The organism is Burkholderia stabilis, from assembly GCF_001742165.1.
Taxonomy (GTDB): Bacteria; Pseudomonadota; Gammaproteobacteria; order Burkholderiales; family Burkholderiaceae; genus Burkholderia; species Burkholderia stabilis.
Genome location: NZ_CP016444.1, coordinates 792,112 through 804,109, shown reverse-complemented (window position 1 = coordinate 804,109; position 11,998 = coordinate 792,112). Strand labels below are relative to the sequence as shown.

Here is an 11,998-nt window from a genome sequence, read left to right as displayed (position 1 = left end):
GGCTTACTCCGCTTCGGTGACGTTCAGCGGCGTGGACAGCGCGCTCTTGCGCAGCCCCGGATGCCGGTGCAGCTCGATGTACCCGGCCTGGGCAGCCGGCCCGCGCTTCATCAGTTTCATCATGTAGTAGATACCCGTCCCGAATACCAGGAAATAGACGACCACGAAGATCAGCAGCGACACGCCGACCTGTTGCGCGCTCAACGGCGCAACCGAATCGATGGTGCGCAGCACGCCGTAGACGGTCCACGGCTGCCGCCCGACCTCGGTCGTGATCCAGCCGGCCAGCAGCGCGACGATGCCGGACGGCCCCATGCAGACCACGAACCACTGGAACCAGCGCGTTTCATAGAGGCGCCCGCCCTTTCTCAGCAGCAGCCCGAGCAGCGCGGTGAGCAGCATCAGCATCCCGAGGCCGGCCATGATCCGGAAGGTCCAGAAGATGATCGGCGAATACGGGCGATCCTGCGGCGGGAATTCCTTCAGCCCGCGAATCTCGCCGTCCCAGCTGTGCGCGAGGATCAGGCTGCCGAGGTGCGGCACCTGGATCGCATAGCGCGTGGTTTCGGCCTGCATGTCGGGCAGCCCGAACAGGTTCAGCGCGGTGCCGCCCTTCTCGGTTTCCCACAGCCCTTCGATCGCGGCGATCTTCGCCGGCTGGTATTCGCGCGTGTTCAGCCCGTGCGCGTCGCCGACGACGATCTGGATCGGCGCGAGCACCAGCAGCATCCACAGTGCCATCGAGAAGCTGCGCTTCACCGGCTCGTCGCGGCGCCCCTTCAGCAGGTGCCACGCGCCGCACGCGGCGACGATGAAGCCCGCGACGATGAACGCCGCGATCGTCATGTGCGCCAGACGAAACGGGAACGACGGGTTGAAGACGATCTTGAACCAGTCGACCGGCACGACGAGGCCGTTCTCGATCTTGTAGCCCTGCGGCGTCTGCATGAAGCTGTTCGACGCGAGGATCCAGAACGTCGAGATCAGCGTGCCGACCGCGACCATCAGCGTCGCGAAGAAGTGCGCGCGCGGGCTCACGCGCTGCCAGCCGAACAGCATCACGCCGAGGAAGCCGGCTTCGAGGAAGAACGCCGTCAACACTTCATACGTAAGCAGCGGGCCCGTGATGTTGCCGGCGACGCGCGAGAAGCCGGCCCAGTTCGTGCCGAACTCGTACGCCATCACGACGCCGGAGACCACGCCCATCCCGAAGCCGATCGCGAAGATCTTCGACCAGAACTGGAACATGGATTTGTAGGCGGCGTCGCCGGTGACGAGATAACGCCACTCCAGCACCGCCAGGAAGCTCGCCATGCCAATGCTGATCGCGGGAAACACGATGTGGAACGACACCGTGAACGCGAATTGCAATCGTGCGAGATGGAACGCATCGAAGATTTCCATGACCGTAATTTGCTCGTGGTTGTGAGAACGTCCGCCCGAAGCAGGAAATCGCGCGACGGCTTGCCGACAACACATGCGAACACAAACGGTCACTCGCATGGCATCGAAGCGTGAATGACGATATCGCGTTTGCCACGATACTCGCAATCACTCGAACGCGCGCGGAAACTGTGCTGGTTCCGTCGCCAAAGATGTGTGTACGGAAAACACATTTCGTGCCCGCGGGATGGTCAGCTGTACTGCTTTCCGCATTGCAGCGCTGTGCATCCGGCGCACTGTTCACCCCACTTAACATGTGATGCAACGCCTGCCCGAGGCAACGGCGCGCCCTTCGGCGCCGGCCCGGCGGCCCCCGTTTCCGTCGTTCGGCGCACGCGCCGAGCCCGGCCGGCACCCCGGCCGATCCGCCTGGAGAAAAACGCATGGAGTCCTGCACCCGCCGCGACGATCCGACCGGCAGCACCGCGTGTCACGTGACGCGTCATCGTGCCGGCGAAGCGCGCGGCACCGTCGATCGCGTCGTCGACGAAACGCCGGTTGCACTCGTGTTCAACGGCATCTCGCACACGGTCATGATGGCGACGCCGATCGACCTCGACGCATTCGGCCTCGGCTTCGCGCTGAGCGAAGGCATCGTCGAGCGCGCGTCCGACGTCTTCGACATCGAAAGCGAATGCCGGCCCGGCAGCGCCGAAGTGCGGCTCACGGTGTCGCAACAGGCTTTCATGGCGCTGAAGGCGCACCGGCGCGCGCTGGCCGGCCGCACGGGCTGCGGCATCTGCGGCATCGAAAGCATTGCGCAGCTCGACCTGCACCCGGCGCGCATCGCCGCGGCCGGCGCGGCTGCCGGCATCGGCGCCGAGGCCATCGCACGCGCCGCGCGCGCCTTGCCGGCCCACCAGACGCTGATGCGCGAAACCGGCGGCATCCACGCGGCCGCGTGGTGCGACCGCGACGGCGCCGTGCTCGACGTGTTCGAGGACGTCGGCCGCCACAACGCGCTCGACAAGCTGATCGGCCGGCTCGCGCGGCGCCGCGCCGACCTTCAAGCGGGTTTCGTGTTCCTGTCGAGCCGCGCGAGCTACGAACTGGTGCGCAAGGCCGCGCGGGTCGGCATCCCGATGATCGCGACGATCTCCGCGCCGACGTCGCTCGCGATCGACGTCGCCCGCGAAGCCGGCGTGCGGCTGCTCGGCTTCTGCCGCAACGACGGCTTCGTCGAATACGTGTCGCCCGATGCCGGGCATCCCGACCAACCGGCGCTCGCGCCAGCGCATCCGGCCCTCTCTTCATGAAACCACTGATCGATTTCGATACGGCACAGCAGCATTTCGCCGGCGCGTTCGCGCCGCCCGACGCGTCCGCCTCCCTGCCGGTCGCGGATGCGGCCGGCCATGTGCTGGCCGCGCCGCTGGCCGCCGTGCTCGACCAGCCGCCGGCCGACCAGAGCGCGATGGACGGCTACGCCGTGCGTCACGCGGATCTCGCTCACGGCGAGCCGCTGCGCGTCGCGCAGCGCTGCTACGCGGGCGACATGCCGGCGCCGCTGGCCGCGCGCACGGCCGCGCGCATCTTCACCGGCAGCCTGATTCCGCCCGGCGCCGACACCGTCGTGATGCAGGAGCACGCGCGCGAACAGGATGGCTGGGTCACGTTCGATGCACCGCAGCGCAACGGGTCGCACATCCGTCGCCGCGGCGAGGAAGTGCGGGCGGGCGACCTGCTGGTGCCGGCGGGTGTGCGTATGGGCGCGATGCACATCGGCGTGGCCGCCGCGCAAGGCTTCGCGCGCATCGACGTGCGCCCCGCGCTGCGCGTCGGCATCCTGACGACCGGCGACGAGCTCGTCGCGTGCGGCCAGCCGCGTGCACCGCAGCAGATCTACAACAGCAACGCGCCGATGCTCGCCGCGCTGGTATCGGGAACCGGCGCCAGCGTCGCGATGAGCATGCATGCGGCCGACACGGCGCCCGCCGTCGATCGCGCACTGCGCGCGTTGCACGCGGGCTGCGACCTGGTGATCTGCGTCGGCGGCGCGTCGGTCGGCGACAAGGATCTGCTGCGCCCTGCGCTGGATGCGCTCGGCGCGTCGTTCGTCGTCGCGGGCGTGCGCATGAAACCCGGCAAGCCCGTCGCGCTCGCGCGGCTCGACGCGCGGCCGGTCGTGCTGCTGCCCGGCAACCCGGGCGCGGCCATGACGGCGTTCGCGCTGTTCGTCGCGCCGCTGATCCGTTGCCTGCAAGGGCGCGACGCGCGCCTGCCCGCCGTGCCGTCGCTGCCGATCGACACGGACTTCGAGCCGGATGCACAGCGCGAACGCTTCGTGCGCGTGCGCTGCGCCATCGGCCCGGGCGGCGCCCCCGTGCTCGACACGCTGCGGCAGCAAGGCGCCGGCACGCTGCAGTCGCTCGTGCAGGCGAGCGGGCTCGCGCGGCTGCCGGCCGGGCGGCGCATCGCGCGCGGCGACACGGTGCCGTATTACGAATTCGCGCAATGGCTCGCATGATCGAGACGCCCGACACTCGCCCGATTCCACGCGTGCGCCGCGCATGCCGCACGGCGAACTGTATTCCTGTCATTCGTGCGCGATTGTGCCTCTGCCGGAGAAGTCCGGCCGACTATGCTCACGATGAGGCTCGTCACGACCCGTGCGCCGACACGTCGGCACACGCACGGCCGGCCGGCGACGCCCACCCGCTTACTTCATGCAGGCCGACGACCCGATCGTGAATGCCATCGTCTCCGCCGCGCCGGCCGCCGCCGCTTCATCGGGCGGCGTATCGCCCGGCGCCTTTCCCCGCACGTCCGACACGCTCGGCCGCCCGCTGCGCGACCTGCGCCTGTCCGTCATCGACCAGTGCAATTTCCGCTGCGGCTACTGCATGCCGCGTGAAAGCTTCGGCGCCGGTTATGCGTTCATGCCGTCGTCCGAGCGGCTGTCATTCGCGCAACTCGAGAAAATCGCGCGCGCGTTCGTGTCGCTCGGCGTCGAAAAAATCCGCATCACGGGCGGCGAGCCGCTGCTGCGCCGCAACCTCGAAACGCTGATCGAGCGGCTTGCCGCACTGACGACCGTCGACGGCAAGCCCGTCGAAATCGCGCTGACGACCAACGGCTCGCTGCTCGCCGCGAAGGCACGCACGCTGCGCGACGCGGGCCTGTCGCGCGTGACCGTGAGCCTCGATGCGCTCGACGACGCCGTGTTCCGCCGGATGAGCGACGCCGACGTGCCCGTGTCGCGCGTGCTGGCCGGCATCGAGGCCGCGCAGGCGGCCGGGCTCGCACCCGTCAAGGTCAACGCGGTGATCGAACGCGGTGCGAACGACGACCAGATCCTGCCGCTCGTGCGCCACTTCCGCCATACGGGCGTGGCCGTGCGCTTCATCGAATACATGGACGTCGGCGGTGCGAGCTTCTGGTCCGGCGACAAGGTCGTGCCGGCCGCGCGGATGCGCGAGCTGATCGACGCGCACTATCCGCTCGTGCTCGTCGGCGAACCCGGGCACGACGCGACCGCGATCCGTTGCACGCACATCGACGGCGCGGGCGAAGTCGGCTTCATCGCGAGCGTATCGCATCCGTTCTGCGGCACGTGCTCGCGCGCCCGCGTGTCGGCCGACGGAAAGCTTTATACATGCCTGTTTGCCACGCAAGGCACCGACCTGCGGCCGTGGCTCGACGAGGCGGCCCCGGTCGACGCGCTCGCAGCCGCCGTGCGCGATCGCTGGACGCAGCGCGACGACCGCTATTCCGAGCGCCGGGCCGCGCGGCCGGCCCGTGCGCCGGGCAAGACCTATCCGACCGTGCGCATGTCGCTCGTCGGCGGCTGACGGGCCGCCCGCGCGCCGTACGACGCACCGCCTACAGGAGAACCGTCATGACGACTTTCACCGAATCCCGCGCCGGGCTGCCGGACGACCCGACGCACGCCGGCAGCCACGGCCATCCCGCCGATCCGGCCGACCCGCATACCGAGCCGCCGCCGTCGATCGCCGCCGGTTTCGAAGTGCGCGTGCAGTACGCGCCGATCGACGCGGGCGCGGAGCTCGCGCCGATCGTTCGCAATCCGAATGTCGGCGCGGTCGTGAATTTCCTCGGCGTCGTGCGCAAGGAAGGCGACACCGACGACGTGGTCGCGCTCGAAGTCGAGCACTACCCGACGATGACCGAACAGGCACTGTGGAGCATCGTCGAGGAAGCCAGCGCACGCTGGCGGCTCGAAGCAGTCAAGATCGTGCACCGCGTCGGGCGCATTCCGCTCGGCCAGGCGGTCGTGCTGGTGGTGGTGGCCGCCGCGCATCGCGCGTCCGCGTTCGACGCGTGCGAATTCCTGATGGACTTCCTGAAGACCCATGCGCCGTTCTGGAAGAAGGAGATCCGGCACGACGGCGCATCCGGCTGGGTCGAGGCGAAAGCGCACGACGACCAGGCGATGCGGCGCTGGGGCTGACCGCGCGTCGCGTTCTCCGATTCCGATTCCGCCGATTCCGTTCAAGACATCGCGATGAAACTGACGATCAAATACTTTGCAAGCATTCGCGAACAGCTCGATCTCGACGAAGAAGTCGTCGAGATCGACGCGCGCGAACTCACCATCGACGCGCTGCGCGCCACGCTGTCCGCGCGCGACGCGCGCAGCGCGGAAGCGCTGCGGATGGACCGCCCCGTGCGGGCGGCCGTCAATCTCGAGATGGTGACGGGCGGCTTCGTCGTGCGGGAGGACAGCGAAGTCGCGTTTTTCCCACCGGTGACCGGCGGGTAACGCAGCACGCGCGTAGCCGCGTGCACCCGGCTACGCGCGCCCCACCCGCCGCCGCAAGCCGTCGACGATCAGGCCGAGCCCGAATTCGAACGCCACGCCCGGATCGATCGGCGCCAGCGTCGTCGCGCGCATCGTCCGCCCGTCGTCGGCGTCGCGCGAGCGCGCCGCTTCGTCCGCATCTCCGCCCTGCGCTGCCTGCTGCTCCAGCACGCAGCCGATCGTGAACTGGCCGGCGGCCAGCATCGCCATCCCGGCCTCCTGCTCCGTCAGGCCCGCCCGCACCAGGTACGCGATTTTCGGCTTGATCCGCTCGATCGCATCCGGGTCGGGCGTCGAGCCCGCATGCAGGCGCGCACCGTCCCGATACGCGAGCAATGCGCGACGGAAGCTGCGCGCGTTGTCCGCAAACCAGGCGTCCCACTCCGCGATATCGGCCGGCACGTCGAGCGTGTGGTGCCGCGCCAGCGCAACGGCCGCCATCTCCGCCAGCAGCACCGACTTGTCGCGGTAATGCCAGTACAGCGCCGCCGACTCGACGCCGAGGCGCTGCGCGAGCCGCCGCGTCGTCAGCGCGTCGAGCCCCTGTTCGTCGAGCAGTTCGAGCGCCGCATCCACGATTTCATCACGTCGTATCTTCGCCATGCTTGATTTCACTATCAGTGATAGATAAACTTAACAGTGATAAATTTTACGCGAAGGTGTGCCCGATGCCTACCCCTGTCACCACCACGCCGGTCCTGATCGCGGGCGGCGGGCTCGTCGGCCTGTCCGCCGCGTTGTTCCTGCAGCGCCTCGATGTCCCGTTCGTCCTCGTCGAGAAAAGCGCGGGGGTGTCGCCGCTGCCGCGCGCACGCGGCCTGCACCTCCGGACGATGGAGCTGTTCCGTCAGGCCGGCGTGGAGGACGCGGTCAAGGATGCGGCGGCCGGCGCGTGGCGACAGGGTGCATTCGGCGGCGCGCGGCGCGGCCGCACGCTGGTCGACGCACAGCCGGTCGTCGACATCGCTGCCATGCGGTCGAAGATGGCGGCGATCGCGCCGTCGCCGTCGAGCTTCGCCGCCTGCCCGCAAACGCTGATCGAGCCCGTGCTGCGCCGGCACGTCGAAGCACGCGGCGGCGACGTCCGCTTCGGCCATGAACTCGTGTCGTTCGCCGCGGCGGATGATGCCGTCACCGCCACCGTGCGCGGCCCCGGCGGGCAGGAAACGGCGATCGAGGCCGCGTGGCTCGTCGGCGCCGACGGCGGCGGCAGCTTCGTACGCAGGCAACTCGGCATCGGCACGGCCGATACGCCGGCACCGCAGTACTTCGTCAACATCTTCTTCCATGCCGATCTCGGCCCGACCGTGCAGGGCCGCACGTTCAGCCAGTGCGAGATCGCGAACGAGACCGTACGCGGCCTGTTCCTCGCGATGGACAACGCGGACAAGTGGTCCTTCCATCTCGAGTACGATCCGGCGCAAGGTCCGCCGGCCGACGATGCGCTGCCCGGGCTCGTGCGCGCCGCGATCGGGCTCGACGACATCGGCATCCGGATTCAAAGCCACGGCACGTGGAATACGGGCGTGCGCGTGGCGGCGCGCTACCGGTCGGGCCGCGCGTTCCTGTGCGGCGACGCCGCGCACGTGATGCCGCCGTGGGGCGGATTCAACGCGACCACCGGCATCGCGGACGCGCACAATCTTGCATGGAAGATCGCCGCGACGCTGCGCGGCGATGCGGATCCGGCGCTGCTCGACAGCTACGAGATCGAGCGGCGGCCCCTCGCCGCGCGCAACGGGCAGCAAGCGCTGCTGCGCACCGACTTCGACGCGCGCTTCGGCATCGAGACCGATGCCAACCGCCCGTTCTTCGCCGGGCTGCTCGACACCGGCGACGTGCTGCTGCGTCACCGCTACCCCGATGCCCGCGAGCCGGCCTGCGACACGCCGCCCGATTCCGTTGCGCAGTTGCGCGCGCAAACCGGCACGCGTTTCCCGCATGCGTGGATCCGGCGCGATGGCCGGCAGATATCGACGCTCGACCTGTTCGGCGACGGCTACGTGCTGCTCGCCGGCCCGACCGCGCCGGTCGCATCGTCGAGCCGTTCGAGCCTGAACCGCGCCACGCCGGCCGTGCTGGCCGCCGGCAAGGACTTCGACTTCGTCGACGCAACGGCCGGCTGGCACGCGCTGACCGCACTGCCCGACGACGGCCACGTGCTGATCCGCCCCGACGGGTTCGTATTGCGCCGCTCCGATGAACCGCCGCGCGATTGACGGATCACGCGGCCACGGGCTTCAATGCAGCCACTTCATCGCGATCGTGGCGAACACGACCATCGCGGCGCCGCCGATACGCGTCGAGATCTGCGCGAACGGCATCAGCCCCATCCGATTCGACGACGACAGGATCGCCACGTCGCCGGTGCCGCCGAGCCCGCTGTGGCATGCCGTGATGATCGCGGACTCCACCGGATACATCTTCAGCGCGGCGCCGACGAAAAAGCCCGACACGACCATCGCGATCACGATCGACGCGCAGATCACGAAGTACCCGGGCGAGAACGCGCCGACGAGCTTGTCCCATGACACGAACAGCGTGCCAAGCCCGACGAGGATCGCGAACGTCAGGTTCGTCGACATGAACTTGTACATCTGGTACGCGCCGATCTCCATCGATTCCGGAATGGCGCGGCACACCTTCAGCAGCGCCGCGGCGACGATCATCAGCACCGGGCCGGGGATGCCCGTGAGCGGCGCCAGCAACCCGCCGAGGATGAACAGCGTGCACGCGAGCAGCAGGCCGAACCCCATCAGCCGCAGATCCAGTTCGGCCTCGGCCTTTTGCGCGTCGAGCAGTGCCTGATCCTCGCCGGTCTTCACCAGCATGCCGTTGCCGCTGTACGCGCGATGCTTCTCGCCGAAGCGCTTCAGCACGCCGCTCGCGAGAATCGCGACGACGTTGCCGATCAGCGCGGCCGGCACCATCATCGCGATCAGATGCCCTTGCGCCGCACCCGTGATCTCCGAATAGCCGATCGACAGCGGCAGGATGCCTTCGCCGATGCCGCCGCCGAGGATCGGCATCACGATGTAGAAGAACGTGTGCTTCGGGTCGTAGCCGAACGCGAAGCCGACGGCGATACCGGCTGCGATCGCGGCCACGGTGCCGACCAGCAGCGGCGCGAACATCTTGAGAAAGCCCTGGATCAGGATCGTCCGGTTCATCCCGAGCACGCTCCCGGCGACGAGGCACGCAATGTAGAGATACTGAAGATTGGCCGTCTTCATCGTCACCGTGATCGCCTTGAGCGTCGTGTCGTCCATCAGCCCGTAGCCGAGCAGCGCCGACGGCACGAACAGGCACAGGATCGCGGGGCCGCCGATATGCCTGAACACCGGAATTCGCCGGCCGATCTCGCCGAGCAGCAGCCCGGACAGCATCAGTACCGCGAAGCCGCCGATCATGTCGTTCGGCAAGCGTTTCGTGAGCGCCGCCACCGCCGTGACGATCGCGATCGCCACGAACATCGGCAGCGGCATCCCGCCGATCTTCAGGTTGACCAGCGACGACAGGCGCGAGGACGGCGGCAGGCTCGTCTGCACGGGGGAAGCTTCCATTTCATGTCTCCATTTTTTGTGTGTCGTTCGCACTTCGGCAGGGCCGGACGCAACCGCGCGGCGCGTGGCGCGCGTCCGGCGCTGTATTGCAGCCATCAATGCGCCGCTGTCACGCTGCGCGCTGCTGCTTCGGCAGATCGATCTTCATCCACGGATACTCGGCTTCGTGGCGCGCCTCGAATGCGGCGATCGCATCGCTGTCGGCGAGCGTCATGCCGATCATGTCCAGCCCTTCGACGAACATGTGCTTCTGCCGCGCCGGCAAGTCGAACGGATATTCGTGTCCGTCCGTGGTCCTGACGACCTGGCGCAGCACGTCGATCGTCAGCGTGCTCGTGGCCGGATCGCCGGCCCGTTCGACGAGCGTCGATACGACGGCGGGGTCGAGCATCACGAGCAACAGCCGGTTGTTCAGTGCATTGAAATAGAAGATCTCGCCGAAGCTCGGCGCGATCACCGCGTCGAAGCCCGCCTGCTGCAGGCCCCACACCGCGTGCTCGCGACTGGACCCGCATCCGAAATTCGCGCCGGCGACGAGAATGCGCGCCCCCTGATACTCGCGGCGATTCAGCACGAAATCCGGGCGCGGCGCGCCCGAGCCGTCGTGGCGGAGGTCGTACAGCACGCCGCGTGCGAGCCCCGACTTGTCGATGCCGAACAGGAACTGCTTCGGCATGATCTGGTCGGTATCGAGATTGTTCAGCGGCAGCGGCGCGGCGATGCCGGTCACGCAGGCGTGCTCAGACATGATCGTTCTCCTTGCGTACGTCGACGATGCGGCCGGCCAGCGCGGCGGCGGCGGCCATCGCCGGACTCATCAGGTGGGTGCGGGCGCCGCGGCCCTGGCGGCCCTCGAAATTGCGGTTCGTCGTCGATGCGCAGCGCTGGCCCGGCGCGAGGATGTCGTCGTTCATCGCGAGACACATCGAGCAGCCGGGCTGACGCCATTCGAAGCCCGCGTCGATCAGCGTGCGCGCGATGCCTTCGCGCTCGGCCTGCTCGCGCACCGCGACCGACCCCGGCACGACCATCGCGCGCACCGAGCGCGCGACCGTGCGGCCGCGCACGATGTTCGCCACTGCGCGCAGGTCCTCGATGCGCGCATTCGTGCACGAGCCGATGAACACGTGGTCGACGGCGAGGCCATCGATCGCCTGCCCCGCGTCGAGCCCCATGTAGTCGAGCGCCTTGCGCGCGTTGTCGCGTTCGAGCGGCTCGGCCGACAGCGCCGGAATGCGCGCATCGATCGCGATCGCCTGATCGGGGCTCGTGCCCCAGGTCACGAATGGCGCGACGTCCGCGGCATCGAAGCGATGCGTGACGTCGAAGCGCGCATCGTCGTCGGATTTCAGCTGCGTCCACTGCGCGGCTGCTTCGGCAATCGTGTCGGCGGGCAAGCCCCGGATGCGGTCGCGCACGTATGCGACCGTCGTGTCGTCGGGCGCGATCAGCGCGCCGCGCGCGCCGGCTTCCACGGTCATGTTGCACAGGGTCATACGCGCTTCGGCGCTCAGCGCATCGATCGCCGGCCCGTCGTATTCGACGACGAAGCCGCGCGCGCCCTGCGCGCCGATCTTCGAGATGATGTAAAGGACGAGATCCTTCGATGTCGTGCCGGCGGGCAGCGTACCGTCGACGCGGATGCGCATGTCGCGCGCGACGCGATACACCAGCGTTTGCGTCGCGAGCACATGCTCGACTTCCGACGTGCCGATCCCGAAACCGAGCGCGCCCAGCGCGCCGTAGGTCGTCGTGTGGCTGTCGCCGCACAGCACGACCATGCCGGGCCGGATCAGCCCGATCTCCGGCGCGACGACGTGCTCGATGCCCTGCCCGGCATCCTGCACGTCGAACAGGTGAATGCCGTGCTGGCGGCAATTGCGCGTGAAGTTCGCCGCCTGGCTGGCCGCCGCATCGATGACGATCGTGCGCTTGCCGACCGGAACGGGATGCGTCGGGATCACGTGATCGACGATGCCCATCTGCTTTTCCGGGCAGCGCACCGGCAGGTTCTTCTCCGCGAGCCCCGCGAACGCCTGCGGGCTCGTGTACTCGTTCATGATGTGCAGGTCGGCGTAGAGCACGACATGCTGCTCGTCGACGCGAAAAACCGTGTGGCTCTCCACGATCTTCCGGTAAAGCGTCTGTCCCATCGTTCCTCCGGTTTTCTTGCGAAACGCCCTGGTCCGGACGTTTCGGCAAGTGTAATTTGGAGGGTGACGCCTTAAAA

11 protein-coding genes are annotated in these 11,998 nt (G+C 68.4%); 6 read left to right on the top strand and 5 right to left on the bottom strand.

Going from position 1 to position 11,998, the window contains the following annotated elements; translation table 11 throughout:
- Window positions 1-3: 3 nt before the first annotated feature.
- On the bottom strand, window positions 4-1,404 hold the full coding sequence (locus BBJ41_RS36065; RefSeq protein WP_069751067.1) for a cytochrome ubiquinol oxidase subunit I: 1,401 nt from the start codon (window positions 1,402-1,404) through the stop codon (window positions 4-6).
- Between the two features lie 422 nt (window positions 1,405-1,826).
- On the opposite strand from BBJ41_RS36065, the gene fdhD reads away from it, so the two are divergent.
- From fdhD to BBJ41_RS36040, 5 genes are all read left to right on the top strand, one after another.
- Entirely contained in the window at window positions 1,827-2,699 is an 873-nt protein-coding gene (fdhD, locus tag BBJ41_RS36060) for a formate dehydrogenase accessory sulfurtransferase FdhD (protein WP_069751066.1), read from the top strand.
- Window positions 2,696-3,910: a molybdopterin molybdotransferase MoeA gene (locus BBJ41_RS36055; protein WP_069751065.1), complete on the top strand. Its 1,215-nt coding sequence runs from the start codon at window positions 2,696-2,698 to the stop codon at window positions 3,908-3,910. The genes fdhD and BBJ41_RS36055 overlap by 4 nt, the downstream gene beginning before the upstream one ends.
- A gap of 199 nt (window positions 3,911-4,109) precedes the next feature.
- On the top strand, window positions 4,110-5,234 hold the full coding sequence (gene moaA / locus BBJ41_RS36050) for a GTP 3',8-cyclase MoaA (RefSeq protein ID WP_069751064.1): 1,125 nt from the start codon (window positions 4,110-4,112) through the stop codon (window positions 5,232-5,234).
- A 47-nt stretch (window positions 5,235-5,281) separates the two neighbouring features.
- Window positions 5,282-5,854 (top strand): molybdenum cofactor biosynthesis protein MoaE, encoded by a 573-nt coding sequence (locus BBJ41_RS36045; protein ID WP_069751063.1) that lies wholly within the window; start codon window positions 5,282-5,284, stop codon window positions 5,852-5,854.
- 54 nt (window positions 5,855-5,908) lie between these two features.
- Window positions 5,909-6,166, top strand: coding sequence for a MoaD/ThiS family protein (locus BBJ41_RS36040; RefSeq protein ID WP_069751062.1), 258 nt, complete (start codon window positions 5,909-5,911; stop codon window positions 6,164-6,166).
- A gap of 30 nt (window positions 6,167-6,196) precedes the next feature.
- On the opposite strand, the gene BBJ41_RS36035 is transcribed toward BBJ41_RS36040, so the two are convergent.
- Entirely contained in the window at window positions 6,197-6,808 is a 612-nt protein-coding gene (locus BBJ41_RS36035) for a TetR/AcrR family transcriptional regulator C-terminal domain-containing protein (protein WP_069751061.1), read from the bottom strand.
- 65 nt (window positions 6,809-6,873) lie between these two features.
- Here BBJ41_RS36035 and BBJ41_RS36030 point away from each other — a divergent pair, with 65 nt between their 5' ends.
- Window positions 6,874-8,424, top strand: coding sequence for an FAD-dependent monooxygenase (locus BBJ41_RS36030; protein WP_069751060.1), 1,551 nt, complete (start codon window positions 6,874-6,876; stop codon window positions 8,422-8,424).
- A gap of 21 nt (window positions 8,425-8,445) precedes the next feature.
- On the opposite strand, the gene BBJ41_RS36025 is transcribed toward BBJ41_RS36030, so the two are convergent.
- From BBJ41_RS36025 to leuC, 3 genes are all read right to left on the bottom strand, one after another.
- The gene (locus BBJ41_RS36025) at window positions 8,446-9,768 is read right to left on the bottom strand and encodes a 2-hydroxycarboxylate transporter family protein (RefSeq protein ID WP_069751059.1); all 1,323 of its coding nucleotides are present in this window, start codon (window positions 9,766-9,768) and stop codon (window positions 8,446-8,448) included.
- Between the two features lie 109 nt (window positions 9,769-9,877).
- Entirely contained in the window at window positions 9,878-10,516 is a 639-nt protein-coding gene (leuD, locus tag BBJ41_RS36020) for a 3-isopropylmalate dehydratase small subunit (protein ID WP_069751058.1), read from the bottom strand.
- The gene (gene leuC / locus BBJ41_RS36015) at window positions 10,509-11,921 is read right to left on the bottom strand and encodes a 3-isopropylmalate dehydratase large subunit (RefSeq protein ID WP_069751057.1); all 1,413 of its coding nucleotides are present in this window, start codon (window positions 11,919-11,921) and stop codon (window positions 10,509-10,511) included. The genes leuD and leuC overlap by 8 nt, the downstream gene beginning before the upstream one ends.
- Between the last annotated feature and the right edge of the window lie 77 nt (window positions 11,922-11,998).